This window comes from Fibrella forsythiae, from assembly GCF_017353175.1.
Taxonomy (GTDB): domain Bacteria; phylum Bacteroidota; class Bacteroidia; order Cytophagales; family Spirosomataceae; genus Fibrella; species Fibrella forsythiae.
The window spans coordinates 190,414-212,048 of record NZ_JAFMYW010000008.1 but is presented as its reverse complement, the minus strand read 5'-3'; the positions used below and the strand labels follow the sequence as shown (position 1 = coordinate 212,048).

Here is a 21,635-nt window from a genome sequence, read left to right as displayed (position 1 = left end):
CGTTGTCAGCGGTCGGCAATGGGTTGTGCCTCTTTTATTTCGCTGATTTTGGCCGCAAAGTACGCAGATTTTTCTGGGTTTTTCAAGGCCAGCTTCTCGTAAATCTCTATCGCTTTGCTGTACTTACCCTGTTTGCACAAAATCTTGGCAAAACTTTCAGTAACAAGGCCGCCCGCTATTGGCGCTGGCTGGCTGCGAAGGGCTAAATCTTCCTGCTCAGCGGGTTCGCCCAGGCGGCCACGTACAGGGGCAATTCGGGGCTCATTCCGGATGAAATTTTCAATTATTTCCAGCTGCCGTTTCCGATCTTCATCCATCATTCGCTGCCGGGCATCTGCCGATTCCTCGTCTGCGTTGACCTGCTCTTCCAGCGCCAGTTCGGCATGGATGGCTTCTTCGGCCAGCGTCGGATCATCAACCGGTGGGGTCGACTCGGCAATGCTGAACGAGTCGGGATTGTTGAAGGCCAGTTTGGGAATGGACAACAGCGACATAGGCATGCTACCCGCTACCCCCGGCTTGTTGCGATACAGGGCGTAGCTTTCGTGCTGATAATCGTCAGGAATTGGCACCTGCCTAGACGCCAGCTCATTGAGTTTCAGGAGCAGATTATCTGACCATTGAAACTCATTATCGATCAGTTTACGCAGGGCATTCCGGCTCAGGGCATGGGCGGCCGCCCGCCGAACATACGGAACCGTTTGCCCCTTCTGGTGCATAGAAGCCGCTTTAGCCGTTAGTGTATACAGGGCCTGGCAATAGGGATACTCCGTCAGGCTATCCTGCAACTGCTGGAAATCGGCGGCTGTCAGATCGTTGGGATGGGTAACCCAGTACGAGAAGGTTTCTTTGTCAATTGGCGGCATGAACGAGGCTTGGTGTCACTGGGATGGGCGAAGCTACAAAGAAGTGGTCAGTTTTCACAGCGGCAACGAACGCATGTACGTTGCTTACCAGTCAGCGGCTGTTTTATTAAAAACGTCGAGCACTAGCTGATCCAGAATCAGGGGAACCAACTGTCCCTCATTTTGGCTCAGGGTCTGATTTTGCGGAAAGTCTTTATAAAAAGAAAACGCCTGATCGAAGCTTTTGGTGTCGTCTTTTGTGTTCGTGAAACGTACCTGGATCGTGATCTGAAGCCGGTTCAGACCGGCCTGGTCGTTGGCCGTTGGGGCCACGGCAATCAGGTCATAGCCCGTTACAGTACCTTCGAGTGCCATATCACCTCCGGTCGGGATTACCTTCAGATTGGTATAGCGCTGGTAATATTCTTTCAGCTTCTCGGTCAGGTTCAAGGGCAAGTTGGCCGGACCACCCGCCGTTTGCAACGTGAAGTTATTGATCGTCACCGTCTTGATCGTCGGCGAAAGGGTAGTCCCCGAAAACGAGTAAACGCCACAGGAAGAAACAGTTAAGAGCGTAGAGCTAAGAGTCAAAAGTAAAATGAGCAACTGCCGACGCGAAGCCCAACGCTTACTTCTTACCTCTCCACGCTTAACACCCTTGTTATTCTTCATCAATCTCATATTGCTTGATTTTACGGTATAACGTGCGCTCAGAGATACCGAGTGCCTGGGCGGCGTATTTGCGTTTGTTATTGTTGCGGCGAAGGGCCTTCACAATCATCTCTTTTTCCTTCTTTTCCAGCGACAGCGAATCGTCTTCCTCTGTTTCGTGGCTGACATCTTCAACGGTGGCTTCGTTTATGTCGCCGTCGGCATCGTCATAAACCTCTACCGCCGGATGGCCGTAGTCTGGCTCATATACGGGTGCAACCGGACGGGGTGTAACCGTACCGGGGCGGGTACCATCGGGCAGAAGGCGGGCATAATTTGGCTCGCGCGATCCGGCATCGGCGTAATCATTCGTACCCTCGCCGCCAACCGACTCAAACAGGTCGCGGTGATTGTTTAATACCTGAGGGCCGTATGTTTCATTACTCAACACGTCGCGCACGAGCTTTTTCAGGTCGTTCATGTCGCGGCGCATATCGAAGAGCACTTTGTAGAGCAGCTCCCGTTCTGAAAACGAATCGCTGGCACCCATACCTGAAGCCGTCAGGGCCATTGAGGCATTGCCCGGCAGGTTGGGCCGGGGCAGGTATTTGCCCAGCACCTCCGCGTCAATTGGCTTGTTCTGTTCCGATTCAAGGATCGAGATCTGCTCGGCGAAATTCTTCAACTGCCGGATGTTGCCCGGAAACGGGTAGCTCAACAGCATCCGTTTTGCGTCGTCGGTTAATTGAATGGGCCTGATCCGGTAGCGTTCGGCAAAATCGGTGGTGAATTTTCGGAAGAGCAGATCGATGTCAGTGCCGCGTTCGCGAAGGGGAGGCACAAAAATTGGTACCGTGTTGAGCCGGTAATACAGATCTTCGCGGAAACGGCCTTTTTCAACGGCAGCCAGCAGATTCACGTTTGTTGCCGCTACTACGCGCACATCGGTCTTCTGCACCTTCGACGAGCCAACCCGGATGAATTCGCCGTTTTCAAGTACGCGTAAAAGCCGCGCCTGAGTACCAAGCGGCATCTCACCAATTTCGTCCAGGAAAATAGTGCCGCCATTGGTCGTTTCAAAATAACCTTTCCGCTGGTCAACGGCTCCGGTGAATGAGCCTTTTTCGTGGCCGAACAGTTCAGAATCGATCGTTCCTTCGGGAATGGCCCCGCAGTTAATAGCAATGAACTGCCCATGCTTGCGGGCACTGAGGCTATGAATAATCTTGGAGAATGACTCTTTACCGCTGCCACTTTCGCCCGTAATCAGCACGGTCAGATCGGTTGCCGCCACCTGCGTTGCCACACTAATCGCATAGTTGAGCGCGGCGGCGTTCCCGATGATGCCAAAGCGGTTTTTTGCAGCCTGAATTTCCTGTGTATTCATAAATAAATGAGTCCTTTGTCTTCTGTCCTCCGTCTTCTGTTGCGCTGCCAGTCAATGTACTGTTGTGCCAGCAAAGCAACAGAAGACGGAGGACAGAAGACAGAGGACTTTAATTCTCTATACCACCGTTCCAATCAGTGTGGCTGATGAGCACTCGGTGATCAGTACATTCACGTAATCACCTTTCTTGAACGTACCCCGTGGGAAAACCACCACCTTGTTCTGGTCATTACGCCCCGATAGATCGGCATCCGACCGTTTCGATGGGCCTTCAGCCAATACCCGGTGAATCTGCCCGATGTGTCGTTGATTTCGTTCCAGCGAGAGGCGCTGTTGCAACGCGATGATCTCGCTCAAACGCCGCTTTTTTACGTCTTCCGGTACGTCGTCCTTGTATTTTTTGGCTGCCAACGTACCTGGCCGTTCTGAGTAGGCAAACATGTAACCGTAGTCATAGCGGGCATACTCCATCAGCGAGAGCGTGTCCTGGTGCTCTTCTTCCGTTTCTGAGCAGAACCCCGAAATCATATCGTGCGAGATACCGCATTCTTCACCCAGAATGGCCCGGATGCGATCAATCTTTTGCAGGTACCACTCCCGGTCATATGTCCGGTTCATCAATTCCAGAATCCGGCTGTTCCCGCTCTGGGCAGGTAAATGAATGTAGTTGCATATATTATCGAATCTGGCGATAGTGTGCAACACTTCGTCGGTGATATCCTTGGGGTGCGACGTCGAGAAACGTACCCGCAAATCGGGGTGAACACTGGCCACGCGGGCCAGCAGATCGGCAAACGTGACGCTTTCCGCGTTATCCGACTGCCATTTGTACGAATCTACGTTCTGACCAAGGAGTGTTACTTCCTTATAGCCATCGGCAAAAAGCTGCTCGGCCTCGCGAACGATACTATACGGATCGCGGCTACGCTCGCGGCCACGGGTAAACGGCACCACGCAAAAACTGCACATATTATCGCAGCCACGCATGATTGAAATGAATGCCGTAATACCATTGGAGTTGAGGCGAATGGGCGCAATATCGGCGTAGGTTTCTTCGCGGGAGAGAAAAACGTTAACCGCTTTCTGGCCGGTCTCGGCTTCTTCCACCAGCTTCGGAATATCACGGTAGGCGTCGGGCCCTGCCACAATGTCAACAATGTGCTCTTCTTCTAAAAGCTTGGTTTTCAGGCGTTCGGCCATACAACCAAGCATGCCCACCATCAACTCAGGCTTCTTTTTTTTATAGGTGTTGAGCTGCTTCAACCGATGCCTTACTTTCTGCTCGGCGTTGTCGCGGATGGCGCAGGTATTCAGAAAAATCACATCGGCGTCTTCGGCAGATGAGGTGGTCGCAAACCCGGCATTTCGCATTACAGCAGCCACAATCTCCGAGTCTGAAAAATTCATCTGGCAACCGTAACTCTCAATATACAGCCTCTTTTTGCCTTCCACCAGTTCATCCACTGACGTACGGGGGAGGTCAATCGCTTCTTTATCGTCGGTCGACAGGATCGTTAATTCGGCAATGCGTTCCATAGTATAGCATGAAGACAAGGGAGACTTGTCTGATCGTAATCAAGAAGACAAAGGTACGAAGATTCATCTACTTGGCTGACAGATTGTCAGGCCGGGATAAACGTGGGTAAGTTAAAAAAAGTAAAAGATTATAATCTATAGGTATTGTAGTTATATATACGTAGCTACTTTATGTAAACTTTTTTAGTAGTTTAAACTTGTTCGCAATAGGTAAGCCGTATAGATTTGAGACCCTAACATAACTAAGTGTGAATCGTTTAAACAGTCTCAATGAAAAAAATCTATGTATCTCTTTGCGCAGCCAGCCTTGGGCTGCTGCTGTCGTCGGTTGCTCTTGGGCAGCAAACCGCCGTTGACTTTTTCAACGAAGGTATTCAAAAGAGTAACGCCAAAGATTTTACGGGTGCGTTACAGGCTTTTACTACCGCCATCATCATGAACCCGGAAAACGCGCCCAGCTATTATAATAGGGCGCTGGCCAAAAGCAGTCTTAACGATATTCAGGGCTCGATCGCCGATCTTGACCAGACGATCGAATTGAACTCGCAGGATGCAAACGCATATCTGTACCGGGGAATTAACCGCTCGAAACTGGAAGATTTCCGGGGAGCTATGCAGGATTTTAACCGCTCGATCGAGTTGAGTCCGAATGATGCCTATCTGTACTACAACAGAGGGTTGTGCCGGTCGCAGATGAATTATTTGGCCAGCGCCCTGACCGATTATAACAAAGCAGCTTCACTGGCCGCTAACGATGCCAACATACTGACGGCGCGGGGGAACTGTAAAAATAGCCTGACCGATTATAAGGGAGCGCTGGCCGATTTTGGCCTTGCCCTTGAGAAAGCGCCTAATAAAACCAATGCCTTGTCGGGGCGGGGGTATGCGCGGTTCAAGCTGGAAGATTATAAAGGCTCACTGGCCGATTTCTCGCGGGCCATTGAACTTAGCCCTCAGGATGCGGAGCTGTTCTATAAGCGTGGCTTGGTAAAAACCCGTCTGGGTGAATTCGATAACGCCATTGCCGATTATAATAAAACGCTCGACTTGAACCCTAATCATTTCAGGGCATTTTTCAGCCGTGGTTTTTGCCGGAGCCGGGGTGGCAACACCAAACTGGCCCTCAATGACCTCGATAAGTCGATTGAGATGGACAATCGTGCCATCCAGTCGAAATCATACTATAGCGACTTTATTACGCAGAATCTGTTGCCGCTGCTGGCTACCGTTGTTCAGGAACGCTATAAGGTAGCTGAATTGAGCGAAGACCGGGCCGATGCCTACATGGTGCGGGGAATTCTGAAGAACTCGGCCGGTGACGGCAAACCCGCCCTGATCGACTTGAACCGCGCCGTTGAATTGAACCCGATCAATTCGGAAGCGTATTTTATCCGGGGAATCATCCGGTCATCACTGGGCGATCAGAAGGGGGCTGTCATCGACTGCAACAGCACGGTGAAACTGAACCCCCGCCACGCCGAAGCATATTACCTGCGCGGTATCATTCGCTACGATGGCGGTGATGAAGTAGCGGGCTGTGGCGATCTGAGCCGCGCCGGTGAACTTGGGTACGTTCAGGCCTATAAACTGATTACCGACCGTTGTAATAAAGTAGCCCGTCAGTAGGGTTAGTTCGTTTACGAATTCGAGCGCCCCTCTTCGTGCATAGCCGGAGAGGGGCGCTCTGTGTTTCAGGTACGTTGTATTCGGTGGGGGGCGCGGGTTTTGTTCTATTGGCAGGTAACGTAGTGTGCGCGGGTAGTTTCATCGTGGCTGAAATGAACCGGTTGCGGGGGCGTTACCCCCGCCTCTCGGCCCGACAAACGTACCTGAAAGCAATCCGGCACAAATGCGTGGCGGTTGGGCTCACGGTGGTGTCGACTATCGTTGGTATGGTTCCGTTCCTGATCTACGATCGGGAGCCGTTCTGGTACGCGTTGGAGATTGGCACAATGGGTGGTCTCGCCATGTCGCTGCTAGTCATTGTGTTGTATTTGCCTGCTCTGCTTTTGCCGGGAAAGTAACGAAGACTATAGTATGGTGTAATTAATTAAAAGAGCGAATCGGGCTTAAGCTGGTCGGCCGGAATGCCTAGATCTGTGCAAAAAACCTGCTTGATCTGGTCGGCAACTTCGCGTTTATTCACGGTGCATGAATCGCGCCGAACCTTCGTGTAATGTTCGCGTGCCAGTTTTTCGGATAGTTCGCCTACTGTATGCAACGTGAACTGCCAGCTCGATTTAATTATAACTCCAATACTGAGAATACCTATTCCGCCGATAACGCCAGCAAGACCAAAACGAGTGCTGAATTTCAGGGCGATCAGGGAAACCGATATGAGCAGAAAACCCAAAAAGGTAATGTATTGATTCGGAAGCAAGACCCTGAAACTGAAACCCAACTGTTGTTCCAATTGCTGTACTGCTGCTCGCCGGGTGCTTTTCGGGAATAACGTCGCCAATTCGGTAGTAGGGCGTACGGCCTGACGGTCCATGTGAAGTACGTCGACAATGCCTTGCCGGAGCTTGTAAAAAGCCTGCTGCGAGGTGCAGTCTTCTACGTCGGCCAATTGGATTTTCTCGGTGATTGCCTCACATAGCTGGCCAAACGTTTCAACCTGCCGAAGGTCGTTGGTACCGAAGGTGATCGAGTAAGACTGTTCAATCTTCGTCAACACATCGTCCAGATCTTCGGGATCAATGCGCAGGTACGTTGTTGTTTCCATTTAGATTACACTTCCTGCAGTTTGGTGAGCCGCAGTATTCTGTTTGAGAGGGGTAGGCCAATAACCAGACCAATGGCATCGACCACAAAATCGAGCCAATCGCCCGATCGGTGAATTTCGGGAATCAATGCCTGCACTAGTTCAATAGCACCTGCGTACAGCAAACCCACTGCCACCACCCGCGTTACTGACCAACCCGCCATCCGCCACAGAATAGCGAATAGAAAAAAGATGACGGCGTGGAGGTACTTATCGCGGTTATGGCTCAGATCGGGCAGATGGCTGCTGGGCCAGAAACAGCCAATACTGATGGTAATAGTCCAGCCGATGGCGGCCAGCTTGAGCAGGATGGGGTTGAGTAAAGCGCGGAACATAAATCGCTGACTTCAGGTGTTATCGACGGGCGAGCCGCCGTGTAGTCAGGTGGAGGAAGAGAACTGTCAGGCTGAGTAAGTAAATTACGTTTCGAGAATCGAGCAGCCCGCGTCCGAGTGCGTTGTATTGCTGATCGAGGCTGAAATAATCGAGCCAGTAGGCCGCGTCGGACGTACCCAGCAGGCCACTCAACGTACTCAGCCCGGCATACAGGATGAGGCAGGCTACTGTGCCTGTAATAAACGCCACCACCTGATTATCGTTCAGTGACGAAGCCCAAAGACCAACCGCCACAAACACGCCCGCCAGCAGGAGCAGCCCCACATAGGACCCCGCTACCATAGCCGAATCGATATTGCCGGGCGGATTGCCGAGTTTATACAGGCTTACGTAATAGATCAGGGTTGGCAGTAAGGTCAGTGTCACCAGTAGCCAGCAGGCGGCGAATTTTCCCAGAACAACGCCCCAGCGGCTAACGGGTTTGGTTAGCAGCCACTCAAGCGTGCCACCACGAACCTCGTCGGCAATGGCGCGCATGGTAATGGCTGGTGCCAGCAACAGCAACACATAGGGGGTTATCGAGAAGAATTGCCCCATGTCGGCGTAGCCGTAGTCGAGCAGGTTAGTAGCCGGAAAGACCCAAAGCAGCAGCCCTATCACGGCCAGAAACACGCCCATGATGATGTAGGCGATAGGCGAGGAGAAAAACTGATTCAGTTCTTTACGAAAAATGGCCAGCACGGGAGGAGTTACGATTTACGAAGCACGGTTTGTAATTCTGACAGCCTAAATTGGTAGTGCCCAATTCAGAACGGGTTGTCTTTTTTGCGGCGCATGATAGCCGAAATAATCAGTGAGAAAATAACGCCAACCAGAATTGAACCCAGAATGCCAAACATGAATTGCAGGCCCGGCGTCTGGAATTTCTGTGATATCTCGAGCGCCTGATCAATCTGCTCATCCGTCAGATTTTCCTGTTCTTCCATCTTGGCACGTACCTGATTCAGGATTTGTTCTCTAACGCTCGGATCAATAACGGTGGTATAGATTACGCTGTATGCCGATGAGATGATACCGGATACTGCTGCCGTCAGAGCGCCCAGACCTACCCCTTCGCCAATGCTTAGAAAACCGCCATTCAGTGTACGAAATTCACGAATGCCGAGTACCAGACCAACTGCTATGATCACGTATACAATTGATGTCAGGGCGGTGTTTGCCATGCCTCCAATGGTGTATAGCAGAGTAGAGTACACGACGAGTGCAATACCGGTAATTCCACCCCATTTTAAGGCTAGACTGGCAGTAGATGGTTTTTCTTCCATGGTAATAGGATGATTTGTTTAGGGATTCATGATGCTGTAATCCTGCTTACGAAAAAGCAGAGAAATAATCAGAATCGGTAAAATCCCCAATAATGTTTTCTTTCCCAGCATGCTCAGCGGCAGTACGTCGGGGGTAGTGCCAGCCGTTTTTGCCAGTTGCGCCTTGTACGCTTCTTCGCCGAAGGCTTTCACATAATTGGCTTTGTCGCTGATCTGAAAATGCTGCAGATCGCTGATGTACCGGGTGAATTCAGTTGGGTCTACCAGGGTTACAAATCCATAAATAAGCCAGCCCGATAGCAATGCCCCTACCGTATTGACAATGTAGCAGATGGTCAGCCCTTCCCACATATGCAGCAGCCCGTTACCAACGTTCCGGCGATAGTACCACACGGCAGCCACCATCAGAATGATGTGAATGCCGAAATCGAACGGGTATTTTTCGTTGACATAGAGGGCCGATATGCCCAGGAAGTGCATGCTCAGAAAATACAAAAAGACGGCCAGCCCCGCGCCTAATCCGAACAACAGGGGAATTTTTAAGAGGGGATGATTGAAGTAGTTCATCAGGTCAACAAAGGGTGGAGCTCCGTTTTTTTTACGAAGGTAGCGAGAGCGACGCTCTAGTTAACAGAACAGTTCCCAGCACGTTTCCGGTCAGTGTTTTGCCCAGAAAGGGCGAATTTTTGGCGGGTGATACCGAACGGTTGTATGTCCACTGCGCGGTTGGGTCAAACAGCGTCAGTATGGCGGGTTGTTCTTCGGCGATGGTTACGGTAGGCAAGCGTAATACCCGGCGTGGTCCTGTCGTGAGCCGGTCGACCAGGGTTGCGAGTGGGAGTCGGTCACTGTGCGTCAGAATGGATGCCAGAACGGTTTCTATGGTGCTGATGCCAAATTCCGCTACGTCGAACTCAACGTTCTTGCTTTCTTCGTCGTGCGGGTGATGGTCTGATACGATCATGTCGATGGTGCCATCGGCCAGGCCAGCCCAGAGCGCGTCCTGGTCGGCCTGTGAGCGGAAGGGCGGGTTTACTTTCAGGTACGTGTCGAATCCGGCCAGGGCGATATCGGTAAAAACCAATTGGTGGGCGGCAACATCGCAGCTCACGGGCAGCCCCCGTGCTTTCGCTTTCCGGATCAACTCAACTGATTCGGTAGCCGAAACGCACGAAAAGTGTAGTACTGGGGTAACAGGTACGTTGCTGGCAGTGGCCTCATCCTGTTCAAGTACATAGGCAAGCAGGCGGAGATCACGTTCGATCATCATGACTTCGGCCATCGTGGGCATGCCTTTCAAGCCCAGCATTGTACTTTGAATTCCCTCATGCATTTGCCCGAACTGGGTCAGTAACTGATCTTCAGCGCGGTTGACGAGCAGGCCGTTCATAGGCCGCAGGTACTGAAGCGTTTTGAGCAGCAGATCCGGGTTCTGTAATGGATGATCGCCGTCGGTGAAGGCCACCGCACCCGCCCGGTGCAGATCGATCATATCCGTGAAATCATCGCCTTTGGCTCCTTTCGTAATGGCTGCCATCGGGTGCAGGCGGGTTGGTTGGCCTTCGGCCATCCGGCGAACGTACCCAAGCGTGTCTTTCGCATCAACAACCGGGCTGGTGTTTGGCAAAAGTGCTACGTCGGTAAAGCCACCCGCTGCTGCGGCTCTTGCCAGGTCAGTAAGCGTTTCGCGGTGTTCGTGGCCGGGGTCATTCGCCGATGCCCGACCGTCGACCCAGCCTGCCGACACGTGTAAGTTGGGTACGTCGATGATCTGTTGGGCTCCGGCTGGTGCGTCGAGATTAGTCCCTATCTGGCGGATAAGCCCGTTTTCGATCAGCAGATCAACGACCTGATCATGATGGGCAGAGGTTGTATCGACCACGCGGGCCGAACGGATCAGGAGATGCATAGGCATAAAAAAGGCTCCATAGACGGAGCCGAAAGGAGTTTACAGTTTTCTGTTTTACGGTCTTTTGTTATTCCGCTAATTCTCAAATCGTAAACGGCGGAACAACAAAAGACTGTAAACAGAAAACTGTAGACAGGTTTATTGTCCAATCAATTCCTGGTAAGCGCTGGCAGATAGCAGGTCGTCTGTGTCAGTGCCTTCTGTCAGTTTGATGCGAACGATCCAGCCACGGCCATAGGGATCCGTGTTGACGAGTTCCGGGCTTTTTTCGGCTTCATCGTTCATTTCCAACACCTCACCGGCAACGGGAAGGAACAGGTCCGATACGGTCTTAACGGCTTCAACCGAGCCGAAGATCTCACCTTTAGCCAGTGTTTGGCCAAGCGTGTTGATGTCTACATATACGATGTCGCCGAGTTCGTGCTGGGCAAAATCAGTAATGCCGATAATGGCTGTGCCGTCGCTTTCGAGGCGAATCCACTCGTGATCAGGGGTGTATTGTAGTTCGTCGGGGAACGTCATTAGTATCCGGATTTATGATGCACAAAATACGGCACACCGCCCCGCAATTGCAAATCGACTGTCGACGGTGAACGATGTCGTACATGCGCTAAACGTGTACCTTTGCGCCTATGTACAAGCGTATTCTGCTACCCATCCTCTTTCGCTTCAACGCCGAGTCTGTCCATTACTTTGCCATGTCGGTGTTGCAGGTTGCCCACCGGATTCCCGGTATGTCTGGTCTGCTGCGACGGCTCTACACCTATAAACACCCAAGCCTCGAACGTACCGTGTTTGGCCTGCATTTCCCTAACCCGGTAGGGCTGGCGGCAGGATTCGATAAAAATGGCGAGTGGATTGCCGAACTGAGCAGCCTCGGCTTTGGCTTCATCGAGATTGGTACGGTTACGCCAAAACCACAGCCCGGCAATGATAAACCGCGCCTGTTCCGGCTTAAGGCAGATAATGGGCTGATCAACCGGATGGGTTTCAACAACAAAGGGTCGGGGCCAGCGGCGGGGCGTCTGGAGCATTACCGGGCTGCCTCGGGTACGTCGCGTGTGCTGATTGGTGGTAACATCGGTAAGAATAAAGTGACGGCCAACGAATCGGCTCTCGATGATTACCTGCTGTGCTTCCGCGATCTGTTCAACGACGTCGATTATTTCGTCGTCAACGTATCGTCGCCCAACACGCCGGGTTTACGCGATTTGCAGGAAAAAGGCCCGCTAACGGCCATTCTGGGCCGGTTACAGGGTGAAAATATGCTGAAAAATAAGCCGAAACCTATTCTCTTGAAAATTGCTCCCGACCTAACCAACAGTCAGCTCGACGATATCATCGAGATTGTACGGGAAACCGGAATAGCTGGCGTTATTGCGACCAACACCACCATCAGCCGAGAAGGCCTGACTACGCCAGCGGCTGCCGTCGAGGCAATGGGCGCGGGTGGTGTCAGTGGAAAACCCGTTCAGGTACGTTCGACGGAAGTGATCCGCTATCTGCACACGAAATCGAGCGGGGCATTCCCGATCATTGGGGTGGGAGGGATACAAACCGCCGCCGACGCCCGGGAAAAACTTGATGCCGGAGCCAGCCTTGTTCAGGTGTATACCGGTTTCATCTACGAAGGCCCTGCGCTGGCCAGCAAGATTTGTCGGGGACTGATAAAGTAATAAGGACAACCGAAGCTGGAGGCTGTTGCGGCAAAACAGAATGATCACGATTCGACCTGCTACCCTTAACGACCACGACGCGATCTGGGCCATTATTGAACCCGTCATTAAATCGGGTGATACGTACATGTATGCACCCGAGTCATCGCGGGAGGAACTGCTTACCACCTGGTTTATGACCGGTAAGTTTACCTACGTGGCTGAATCAGCCGAGCAGGTTGTCGGTACGTTCTTTGTGTGTGCCAATCAGCCAGGGCTTGGTGCACACGTTGCCAACGCGGGTTATATGGTTCATCCGGCGCATCGTGGCCGAGGCATTGCCAGGGCGATGTGCCTTTCGTCACTCGATGAAGCCCGCCGTCTGGGTTTCAAAGCCATGCAGTTCAACGCCGTGGTGTCGACCAATACAGTAGCCGTGAAACTGTGGGAACGCTGCGGATTCACGATCATCGGCACTGTTCCGAAGGCATATCAACATCAGACGCTCGGCCTGGTAGATACCTATGTGATGTATCAATGGCTTAAGTAAGTTAAGAGTGTAGAGTTAAGAATTAAGCGTTGCGCTGCCAGAGCAAGTTTTGTGTTCTGGCAGCGCAACGCTTAATTCTTAACTCTACACTCTTAACTTACTTAATATTCTTCCTCCGGTTCCGCTGGAAATCTTCGAACATCATGTTGCCGAGGCCTTGCAGGCCACTGTAATAGGCCCGCCCGTTGTTCACTTTCGTAAATTCCTGCACAAACTGCTTCAGGTACGTGTCGGTGGCGATCATGAAGGTTGTCACCGGAATGTCGAGGCGGCGGCATTGAGCGGCCAGGGTCAGGGTCTTGCTAACCACTTTACGATCAAGGCCAAACGAATTTTTATAATACCGGATTCCTTCTTTCAGGCAAGTTGGTTTCCCATCGGTGATCATAAAAATCTGCTTGTTCTTGTTCTTTCGGCGGCGGAGCAAGTCCATGGCCAGTTCCAGACCAGCAACCGTGTTGGTGTGGTACGGCCCCACTTCCAGATACGGTAGGTCTTTAGCCTGAATCTGCCAGGCGTCGTTACCGAACACGACAATATCAAGCGTGTCTTTGGGATACTTCTGCTTGATCAGCTCCACCAGCGCCAGTGCCACTTTTTTGGCGGGGGTAATCCGGTCTTCGCCATACAGAATCATCGAGTGGCTGATGTCGATCATCAGTACCGTGCTGGTCTGCGTTTTCTGTTCCTTCTCGGTTACTTCCAGATCGCGCTCCATCAGCTTAAAATCATCGACGCCACTGTTGATCTGCGCATTCTTGATCGACTCGGTCATCGAAATCTGCTCCAGCGTATCGCCAAACTGGTAGGTACGTAGGTCGCTGCTCAGTTCGTCGCCCGAGCCAGTGAACGGCGTTTTATGGTTGCCACCCGACTTTGACCGTTTCAGTTTGCCGAAGATCTCGTCGAGGGCCGACCGCCGGATGGTTTGCTCGGTTTTGGGTGTAATCGAAATCTTTCCTTCCTGATTTTCTTCCGTCAGATATCCCTTTTCTTTTAATTCGTCGAAGAAATTACCCATTCCGTACTTGTCGTCAGTGAGGCTATACTGTCGATCAAGCTGGTTCATCCAGGCCATAGCCTGCTCTACATCACCCGAGGTGATGAGCAGCAGTTGCTGAAAAATGTTGAGCAACTGGTCGAATTTACTACCCCCATTCTGCTCAGGTGGCACAAATTCAGAGAAATTAAAGCCTTTCATGACAAATCAGTTAAGAAGTCTTCTGTTTACTGTCTTCTGTTGTTTCGCTTAGGTACGTTATCGTTACGTAGTAGCGCAACAGAAGACAGTAAACAACAAACGGTAAACATGTTTGTTCGCCTCTTTTGTTCGCCCCCGGCATGTTTAGCGATTTATTCGTAATTTCGCCATTCGTTTTTTGATCCGTCAACAGGGGGTTGCTCTGTTTTTTCAGTTAACGGCGCGTTGCTCCGTTAGACAATATGCATGATATTGAGGCCATTGGCGATTTGCTACGGCATCCCCATCGTATTTTAATTACCACCCATCAAAACCCGGACGCCGATGCTATGGGGTCGTCGCTGGGGCTGGCAGGCTATTTACGGCAGAAAGGGCATGCGGTTACGGTGGTTACACCCACTGATTATCCGCATAACCTCGCCTGGATGCCGGGCAACGATACGGTAATAGCTTATGATGGCAAAAACCGTACGCTTGTAGAAGGGTTGATAGCCGATGCAGATACAATCTTCTGTCTCGATTTTTCAGGCCTCGATCGCATCAAAGATCTCGGACCGATGGTTCGTATGGCCACGGCCCGTAAGGTACTGATCGATCATCATCTGGAACCCGAACTGTTTGCCGATCTGGCTTACTGGGACCCAACGGCGGCCTCGACTACCCAGTTAATTTTCAAGCTCATCGATCAACTGGGTGAGGGTGATCTGATCAACGCTGATGTGGCGGCCTGTCTGTATGCGGGTCTGATGACCGATACAGGTTCGTTTCGGCACCCAAGCACCACACCCGACGTTCACCGGATTGCCGCACAACTGCTGGAACGGGATATCGACGTCAGCAGCATCCACCGGCGTATTTTCGACGGGGTTTCGATCGATAAGCTTCGGCTGCTTGGGTACGTTCTGAATGAAAAACTGCGGGTACTGCCCGAATATAACTTCGCATACATTACGCTGACTGCCGACGAACTTCGTCGGTATCGTTCCAAAACGGGCGATACCGAGGGATTAGTCAATTATGCGCTCTCGGTTGAGGGAGTTACGGCAGCAGCTATCCTGATCGATCGGGTCGACGAGATCCGGTTATCATTCCGGTCGGTTGGCAATTTTTCGGTGCGCGATCTGGTGAGTACGCATTTCAATGGCGGCGGTCATAAAAACGCAGCTGGTGGGCGTATGAAACTGTCGCTGGCCGAAACAGAGCAAAAACTGCTGGCTGTTTTACCCGATTACCAAGAACAACTCATAGCTGTCTGATTCCTACAGAGGGCCTAACAAAAACATTCAACCGAATACATTCAACATGCAGATTAAGACGCTTACCAAAGCAACCTTGTTGGCAGCCGTGATGATGGCCTGCGGCAAAGACCGTGTGCAGACTACCGAGACTGGTCTGAAATACCAGATGCACGAGCAGAACGAAGGAGCTCGTAAATCAAAGATCGGCGATATCCTGACGTTGCACCTGGCCCTGAAAAATGCCAAGGACTCCGTGATCCGGGATACGCATAAAGAAGGCACGCCCCTTCAGCTGATGTTGCAGGTACCACCCTTTAAAGGTTCTTTTGAAGAAGGTCTGGCCATGCTGGGTAAAGGCGATAGCGCTACGTTTTACGTAAAAGCCGATTCGTTGTTCACGCGGGCGGGTCAGCCATTTCCTCCGGGCATTACCAAGGGGTCTGATATTGTTTTCAACGTGAAACTGTTGAACGTACAGAACGAGCAGGAATTCCAGAAAGCGCAGACTGAAAGCCGCGACAAACAGAAATCGATCGACGATAAGATCCTGACCGACTATCTGGCCAAGAACGGTCTGGCTGGCAAAGCACAGAAAACCGCCAACGGAGTATACTATATCATCAATCAGCCGGGTACTGGTGTAAAACCAAACAAGGGTGATAACGTACAGGTGCAGTACACGGGTAAGTTGCTGAACGGTAAAGTGTTCGACAGCTCACTGACTAACCAGCAAAGCGGCGGCAAGCCGGTTCAGTTCCAGGTAGGTGTTGGCATGATCATTCCAGGTTGGGAAGAAGGAATCATGCAGTTTGCCAAAGGCACAAAAGGTACGCTGTTTATTCCATCAGGTATGGCCTACGGTCAGCAGGGGGCTCCGCCAACTATTCCGGCCAACTCACCACTGATCTTCGATATCGAACTGGTTGACGTGAGCAAGGGGCAGCCGCAGCAAATGCCGCAGATGCCGGGGCAGCAGCAAGGACAGCCGCAGGCTGGTGGACGTTAAGAAAAATTAACGACAGGCGGGTGGCAGATTTGTCACCCGCCTGTCGTTGTACTAAGAGGCTCTTTGAACCCTTTGGGCATCTACGGGGTCACATCAAATAGCTTCCTAGATAGTTAAAGCATTACAACCGACGGGTAACGTATTATGCGTAACGTACTTCAACGATATTTTCTGCTGGCCACTTTTCTTGTTAGCGGCATATGGCTAACAGGGTGCCAGGAAACCGGCGAGACACTTTCTGACCGTAAGCAACGTGAAAACGAAGCTGAAATTCAGCAGTATATCTCTGCCAAGAACCTACAGGCTATTCAGTTAGGAACTACAGGTGCGTACTACGTAAAAACAACAACTTCACCATCCAGCCAGTCGGCTCAGGTTGGTGATGAGATTCGTTTCTATGTAGTATCGAGCCGATTGGATGGCACCATCCTGGACAGTACGGATGGCATTCATCCGGCAACGTATACGTATGGCACTAACCCTATCCGGACAGGTACGTTGCTGTATGGTTCGTACCTGTACAATACGATCACAAACGGCATATTCCTGGGCCTGACGGTAGCCAACGAAGGTGAAAAAATCACCATGATTGTGCCTTCTTCGCTGGATGCGGGTCGGCAAGGTACGTTGGTGTTGCCCCAATATTCACCTATCCGGTATGATCTTCGGGTTTTGTCGATCAGAACGGAAGAAGAGCAGATTGTCGATTACATCAACGCAAACAAACTAACCGTTAGCGACACATTGGGAGGGGGTATCCGAATTGTCAAGATCAGGGCCAATCCTGATTCAGCATTGATCAAAGTAGGAGAAACCGCGTCCATTCAGTATACGGGCAAACTACTAGACGGAACCGTGTTCGATACAAACGTACCTACAGCAGCTACCATTGCTACTACGCCATCGAGTGCAACGGTGGGTTACGACGTAACGGTTGGACAAACCTCCGTTATTTCCGGCTGGACACTCGCCCTGCAAAAGGTACGGCGTGGCGAACGGTTCTTCCTCATTATTCCTTCCTGGCAGGCATACGGATCAACCGGTTCAGGAACAAAGATCACACCGTATAAGCCGCTGGTTTTTGAAATGGACGTACTTCGGGTGAATTGACCCGCTTACCTTATTTTTGTGAAGCCGTCAGGTACGTACCTGACGGCTTTTTTTGCTTATGGAACTCTGCTTCGCCACCAACAACGCCCATAAACTCGAGGAAGTCGCCGCTGCGCTGGGCAATGCCTTTCCACTACGTACGCTGCGTGAAATTGGCTGCGCCGATGAACTCCCCGAAACGACGGGGACTATTCCCGGCAACTCGCATCAGAAGGCCAGGTACGTATTCGATCATTTCGATGTTGCCTGTTTTGCCGATGACACGGGCCTTGAAGTAGATGCCCTCAATGGTGAACCCGGCGTCGATTCGGCCTATTATGCCGGCGAACCCCGCGATAATGAGCGTAACAAGGCGCTGCTACTGAAAAACCTGGATGGAGAGCCCAACCGCCGTGCACAATTTCGGTCGGTATTCACGCTGGTGTACCGCACCGATTCGGGCGAGGTAGTGGAGCAGCAGTTCGAGGGCATCGTGGCTGGTACCATCCTGACTGCTCCACGCGGTGAAGGCGGCTTCGGCTACGACCCGCTGTTTATGCCAGATGGCTACACACAGACGTTTGGTGAATTGCCCTTATCCGAGAAAAACAAAATCAGTCACCGGGCCAGAGCGCTGGAAGGGCTGGTGGCGTATTTGAGAGGCGTGTAAAAGGGGGATTAAACACAGAGAAGTCATTCAGGCAGTGCGTTTTGTCATCTCTCCATTGTCGGGATGACAAAATTTTACTATTTAGAAAGTCTAAATGACTTCTTTATTAATCTCTCTGTGTTCTCTGCTAACCCTCCGGTTCTCTGTGTATAGCCAATTTCAGCAGAACGCATCCTCAATGTGCTTGATCTTGACTTCGCCACGGGGCGTGATGCTTACGGCCACTATATCGAAGCGAATATCGTGATGCCAGTCGCGGGCGTAGATGTAATGATCGGCGGCGCGCATCACCAGGTTAGCTTTCGTAAACGTGACAAAAGTCTCCGGCTCACCGAAGCTTAGATTAGAGCGGGTTTTTACTTCTACAAAGACGAGCATCTTGTCTTTCTGCACAACCAGGTCAATCTCCGCATGCTGATACCGGTAGTTTGTTTCCAGAATCTGGTAACCCTTCTCCTGTAAATACTGCATAGCCGCCGCCTCGCCCTGTTTACCGGTATCGTTATGTTGCGCCATAAATTTCAGTCCTCTGTCTTCAGTCTTCCGTCCTCTGTTGCGCTGCTATGCGACGATAACGTACCCAAGCAGCGCAACAGAGGACGGAAGACTGAGAACTTTTATAGAATGATTGTCCGGTTTTGATGAATGAAAACCCGGTCGTTGAAGACGAGCTTGAGCGCCTGCGATAAGACGATCTTCTCAACATCGCGGCCCATCGTGCTCATGTCTGAGGCCGTGTGGCGGTGATCTACTTCCTGTACGTTCTGGGCAATGATTGGCCCTTCGTCGAGGTCATTATTCACGAAGTGGGCCGTGGCGCCAATGATCTTGACTCCCCGCTCATACGCCTGCCGGTACGGACTGGCGCCTACAAAGGCAGGCAGAAAGGAATGGTGAATATTGACGATCCGGTTATTGTAGTGGCTCACAAACCCGGGTGTTAGCACGCGCATGTATTTGGCCAGCACCAGGTAGTCGGGCTGGTAAATGCTTAGGGTGCGAAGAATGGCATCTTCATGCTCCTCGCGCGTTTTATTCTCGTGTGCAATGTAGTGGAAGGGAATCCCAAACTTACTGACCAGCGGTTGCAGGGTCGTGTAGTTGCTGACAACGGCCAGGATGTTGGCGTCTAACTCATCGAACCCGTACCGGATCAGTAATTCGCCCAAACAATGGTGTTCTTTTGTTACGAACACCACAATGTTTTTTTTGGCTTTAGGACTAAGCCGAAGTGTAACATCAGGTGGTACTATGTGCCTAAGTTCATCCAGAACTAGCTGCCCGTCAGGCGTGTCTACCGTATTACCCGCTTCGAATTCGGTACGCATAAAAAAACGTCCGTCGGGGCTTACGTATTCATCATTTCGAATAATATTGAGCCCATGACGAAACAATACGCTCGTGACGTGGTAAATAAGGCCCGGCCCGTCGGGGCCATCCATTAATAAAATATGTTTTGTCATGCTATAATCGACCTAAGCGGTCTAACAGAATGCGTTACCTGTCGATAAATACGTCAGCCAACGGGGGTAAGTTAGCCAGTTTACAGTAAATCTTATAGTGAGACCGATTTTCATACCCGTAAACCGCTTACTTAGCGGTGTTTTTAATTTCTGACAAAACCACACAATCCTTACCCGCCGTGGAACGATTAGGCTCAACGACAAAACGCAAGCTACTGCTTGAAATCGCCTGGGAAGTCTGTAATCAGGTCGGCGGTATCTACACCGTCATCCGGTCGAAGGTACCTGCGATGGTCGAAAAGTGGGACGACAACTACGTCTTACTTGGACCCTACTTCGCGCAGAAAGCTGCTGCTGAATATGAACCGATTACTGAACCCGATGAAACCGAAATTGGGCAGACAGTCCGGAAAATGCGTCAGATGGGCTACGACGTTGAATACGGCTATTGGCTGGTAACTGGTCGGCCGCGCGTAGTGCTGTTCAACTTTCAAAGCCTGATGGGCAACCTCGACGCGCTGAAAGGCGGGCTTTGGGAACGCTATCAGTTGCCAACCTTAGGCGTTGAAGAACTGGTCGATCAGACGCTGGCCTTTGGCGAAATGGTGCGGGTATTCATCAAGCTCCTGGCCGATGACCACGCTCGCCGGATCGACTTAGCCGCGCATTTTCATGAATGGATGGCTGCCTCCGGCTTGCCCGACCTTCGCCGTGAGAATGTACGGGTAGCTACCACCTTTACCACCCACGCTACCATGTTGGGGCGGTATCTGGCTCAGAATGAAGAAGGGTTCTACGCCCGCCTCAGCACCTTCGACTGGAAGAAAGAAGCCCGGCACTACGGTATTGAAGCACAGGCTACCGTTGAACGACTGGCCGCGTTGCAAAGCCATGTGTTCACCACCGTCAGCGATGTTACCGCGCGGGAATGCGAAGTGTTCCTGGGCCGAAATCCTGATCTGGTATTGCCCAACGGCCTCAACGTGACACGCTTTGCGGCGGCTCATGAATTCCAGAACCTGCACGTGAAGTTCAAAGAGCGCATTCACGAATTTGTGATGGGTCACTTCTTTCAGAACTATTCGTTCGATCTCGACAAAACTTTATACTTCTTCACCTCGGGCCGGTTCGAATTTACCAACAAAGGCTATGATCTGACGCTGGAAGCCCTTGCCCGACTGAACTGGCGCATGCGTGAAGCCAACATGGATACGACCGTGGTGATGTTCATGGTGACCAAGCAGCCGTATCGTTCCATCAATCCGGAAGTGCTGCATACGCGGGCGTTGCTTGACGAAATACGCGAGACGAGCCAGGCGATTGAAAAGCAGGTGGGCGAACGGTTGTTCCTGGCCTCTGCCTCCGGCAAAAGCACTAATCTGCCTGATTTGAACACATTTGTCGACGAATATTGGCGGCTTCGGCTTCGGCGGACAATTCAAAGCTGGAAGACAAAACAGTTACCGCGCTTTGTTACCCACGATCTGCTCCAGGAAGACGATATGACGCGCTTTATCCGTCAGGCCAACCTCGTCAATAACGAGTATGACCGCGTCAAAATCGTGTATCATCCCGACTTCATTGCGTCGACCAACCCATTATTCGGCCTGGATTACAGCCAGTTCGTACGGGGTTGTCATCTGGGCGTATTTCCGAGCTATTATGAGCCCTGGGGCTACACGCCGCTTGAATGCGTAGTACGGGGTATTCCCACTGTGACGAGCGATCAGTCTGGCTTTGGTGATTTTATCATGCAGATCATGCGCGACTACGAGAATCGGGGCATTTACGTGGTGAACCGACGTACCCAGAACTTCAACGAAGCCGCCGACCAATTGGCCGATATCCTTTTCCGATTCGTGCGTATGAGCATGCGCGACCGGATTCAGCAACGGAACCGTGTTGAAAGTATCTCCGACGTATTCGACTGGACAAACCTCCGTTCCTATTACGATACGGCCCACGATCTGTCATTGAAGCGCTGGAAACCTGCTTAGTTAATTAGTTGAT

23 protein-coding genes are annotated in these 21,635 nt (G+C 51.5%); 9 read left to right on the top strand and 14 right to left on the bottom strand.

Annotation, left to right across the window (positions count from 1 at the left end; genetic code table 11):
* Positions 1-5: 5 nt before the first annotated feature.
* The 4 genes from J2I46_RS23970 to miaB all read right to left on the bottom strand — a co-directional run bounded on the left by J2I46_RS23970 (position 6) and on the right by miaB (position 4,419).
* Positions 6-866 carry a DUF8458 domain-containing protein gene (locus J2I46_RS23970; RefSeq protein WP_207331608.1) on the bottom strand — a complete coding sequence of 287 codons (861 nt, stop codon included), beginning with the start codon at positions 864-866 and terminating at the stop codon, positions 6-8.
* Between the two features lie 84 nt (positions 867-950).
* The gene (gene lptE / locus J2I46_RS23965) at positions 951-1,436 is read right to left on the bottom strand and encodes an LPS assembly lipoprotein LptE (protein ID WP_229379918.1); all 486 of its coding nucleotides are present in this window, start codon (positions 1,434-1,436) and stop codon (positions 951-953) included.
* Positions 1,437-1,506: 70 nt separating this feature from the next.
* Positions 1,507-2,883, bottom strand: a complete 1,377-nt coding sequence (locus J2I46_RS23960; protein ID WP_207331606.1) for a sigma-54 interaction domain-containing protein — start codon at positions 2,881-2,883, stop codon at positions 1,507-1,509.
* Between the two features lie 117 nt (positions 2,884-3,000).
* Positions 3,001-4,419 (bottom strand): tRNA (N6-isopentenyl adenosine(37)-C2)-methylthiotransferase MiaB, encoded by a 1,419-nt coding sequence (gene miaB, locus J2I46_RS23955; protein WP_207331605.1) that lies wholly within the window; start codon positions 4,417-4,419, stop codon positions 3,001-3,003.
* A gap of 270 nt (positions 4,420-4,689) precedes the next feature.
* Here miaB and J2I46_RS23950 point away from each other — a divergent pair, with 270 nt between their 5' ends.
* Positions 4,690-6,045: a tetratricopeptide repeat protein gene (locus J2I46_RS23950; protein ID WP_207331604.1), complete on the top strand. Its 1,356-nt coding sequence runs from the start codon at positions 4,690-4,692 to the stop codon at positions 6,043-6,045.
* 35 nt (positions 6,046-6,080) lie between these two features.
* Positions 6,081-6,443, top strand: coding sequence for a hypothetical protein (locus J2I46_RS23945; protein ID WP_207331603.1), 363 nt, complete (start codon positions 6,081-6,083; stop codon positions 6,441-6,443).
* Between the two features lie 26 nt (positions 6,444-6,469).
* On the opposite strand, the gene J2I46_RS23940 is transcribed toward J2I46_RS23945, so the two are convergent.
* The 7 genes from J2I46_RS23940 to gcvH all read right to left on the bottom strand — a co-directional run bounded on the left by J2I46_RS23940 (position 6,470) and on the right by gcvH (position 11,275).
* Positions 6,470-7,144 carry a hypothetical protein gene (locus J2I46_RS23940; protein WP_207331602.1) on the bottom strand — a complete coding sequence of 225 codons (675 nt, stop codon included), beginning with the start codon at positions 7,142-7,144 and terminating at the stop codon, positions 6,470-6,472.
* A 5-nt stretch (positions 7,145-7,149) separates the two neighbouring features.
* On the bottom strand, positions 7,150-7,518 hold the full coding sequence (locus J2I46_RS23935) for a VanZ family protein (RefSeq protein ID WP_207331601.1): 369 nt from the start codon (positions 7,516-7,518) through the stop codon (positions 7,150-7,152).
* Positions 7,519-7,537: 19 nt separating this feature from the next.
* Positions 7,538-8,260 carry a gliding motility-associated ABC transporter permease subunit GldF gene (gene gldF / locus J2I46_RS23930; RefSeq protein WP_207331600.1) on the bottom strand — a complete coding sequence of 241 codons (723 nt, stop codon included), beginning with the start codon at positions 8,258-8,260 and terminating at the stop codon, positions 7,538-7,540.
* Positions 8,261-8,325: 65 nt separating this feature from the next.
* Positions 8,326-8,844, bottom strand: coding sequence for a DUF4199 domain-containing protein (locus J2I46_RS23925; protein ID WP_207331599.1), 519 nt, complete (start codon positions 8,842-8,844; stop codon positions 8,326-8,328).
* An 18-nt stretch (positions 8,845-8,862) separates the two neighbouring features.
* Positions 8,863-9,411, bottom strand: a complete 549-nt coding sequence (locus tag J2I46_RS23920; RefSeq protein WP_207331598.1) for a DUF4199 domain-containing protein — start codon at positions 9,409-9,411, stop codon at positions 8,863-8,865.
* A gap of 31 nt (positions 9,412-9,442) precedes the next feature.
* The gene (locus tag J2I46_RS23915; RefSeq protein ID WP_207331729.1) at positions 9,443-10,753 is read right to left on the bottom strand and encodes a dihydroorotase; all 1,311 of its coding nucleotides are present in this window, start codon (positions 10,751-10,753) and stop codon (positions 9,443-9,445) included.
* Between the two features lie 138 nt (positions 10,754-10,891).
* A complete protein-coding gene (gcvH, locus tag J2I46_RS23910) occupies positions 10,892-11,275 on the bottom strand; it encodes a glycine cleavage system protein GcvH (protein ID WP_207331597.1) in 384 nt (127 codons plus the stop codon).
* 110 nt (positions 11,276-11,385) lie between these two features.
* Between gcvH and J2I46_RS23905 the strand changes: the two genes are divergently transcribed.
* The gene (locus J2I46_RS23905; protein WP_207331596.1) at positions 11,386-12,429 is read left to right on the top strand and encodes a quinone-dependent dihydroorotate dehydrogenase; all 1,044 of its coding nucleotides are present in this window, start codon (positions 11,386-11,388) and stop codon (positions 12,427-12,429) included.
* 40 nt (positions 12,430-12,469) lie between these two features.
* Positions 12,470-12,958, top strand: coding sequence for a GNAT family N-acetyltransferase (locus J2I46_RS23900; protein ID WP_207331595.1), 489 nt, complete (start codon positions 12,470-12,472; stop codon positions 12,956-12,958).
* Between the two features lie 97 nt (positions 12,959-13,055).
* Here the strand turns inward: J2I46_RS23900 and J2I46_RS23895 are convergent, their stop codons facing one another.
* Complete coding sequence (locus tag J2I46_RS23895) at positions 13,056-14,159, bottom strand: vWA domain-containing protein (protein WP_207331594.1); 1,104 nt, start codon at positions 14,157-14,159, stop codon at positions 13,056-13,058.
* Between the two features lie 242 nt (positions 14,160-14,401).
* Between J2I46_RS23895 and J2I46_RS23890 the strand changes: the two genes are divergently transcribed.
* From J2I46_RS23890 to rdgB, 4 genes are all read left to right on the top strand, one after another.
* Positions 14,402-15,415: a DHH family phosphoesterase gene (locus J2I46_RS23890; RefSeq protein ID WP_207331593.1), complete on the top strand. Its 1,014-nt coding sequence runs from the start codon at positions 14,402-14,404 to the stop codon at positions 15,413-15,415.
* A 46-nt stretch (positions 15,416-15,461) separates the two neighbouring features.
* Positions 15,462-16,403 (top strand): FKBP-type peptidyl-prolyl cis-trans isomerase, encoded by a 942-nt coding sequence (locus tag J2I46_RS23885; RefSeq protein WP_207331592.1) that lies wholly within the window; start codon positions 15,462-15,464, stop codon positions 16,401-16,403.
* A gap of 144 nt (positions 16,404-16,547) precedes the next feature.
* Complete coding sequence (locus J2I46_RS23880) at positions 16,548-17,513, top strand: FKBP-type peptidyl-prolyl cis-trans isomerase (protein WP_207331591.1); 966 nt, start codon at positions 16,548-16,550, stop codon at positions 17,511-17,513.
* Between the two features lie 58 nt (positions 17,514-17,571).
* Positions 17,572-18,162 (top strand): RdgB/HAM1 family non-canonical purine NTP pyrophosphatase, encoded by a 591-nt coding sequence (gene rdgB / locus J2I46_RS23875; protein WP_207331590.1) that lies wholly within the window; start codon positions 17,572-17,574, stop codon positions 18,160-18,162.
* 159 nt (positions 18,163-18,321) lie between these two features.
* Here rdgB and J2I46_RS23870 read toward each other — a convergent pair whose 3' ends face one another.
* Together J2I46_RS23870 and purU are read right to left on the bottom strand one after the other, a co-directional pair.
* A complete protein-coding gene (locus J2I46_RS23870; protein ID WP_207331589.1) occupies positions 18,322-18,678 on the bottom strand; it encodes a YraN family protein in 357 nt (118 codons plus the stop codon).
* A 101-nt stretch (positions 18,679-18,779) separates the two neighbouring features.
* A complete protein-coding gene (purU, locus tag J2I46_RS23865) occupies positions 18,780-19,625 on the bottom strand; it encodes a formyltetrahydrofolate deformylase (RefSeq protein WP_207331588.1) in 846 nt (281 codons plus the stop codon).
* 179 nt (positions 19,626-19,804) lie between these two features.
* Between purU and J2I46_RS23860 the strand changes: the two genes are divergently transcribed.
* Entirely contained in the window at positions 19,805-21,622 is a 1,818-nt protein-coding gene (locus J2I46_RS23860) for a glycosyltransferase (protein ID WP_207331587.1), read from the top strand.
* The last annotated feature ends 13 nt before the right edge of the window (positions 21,623-21,635 follow it).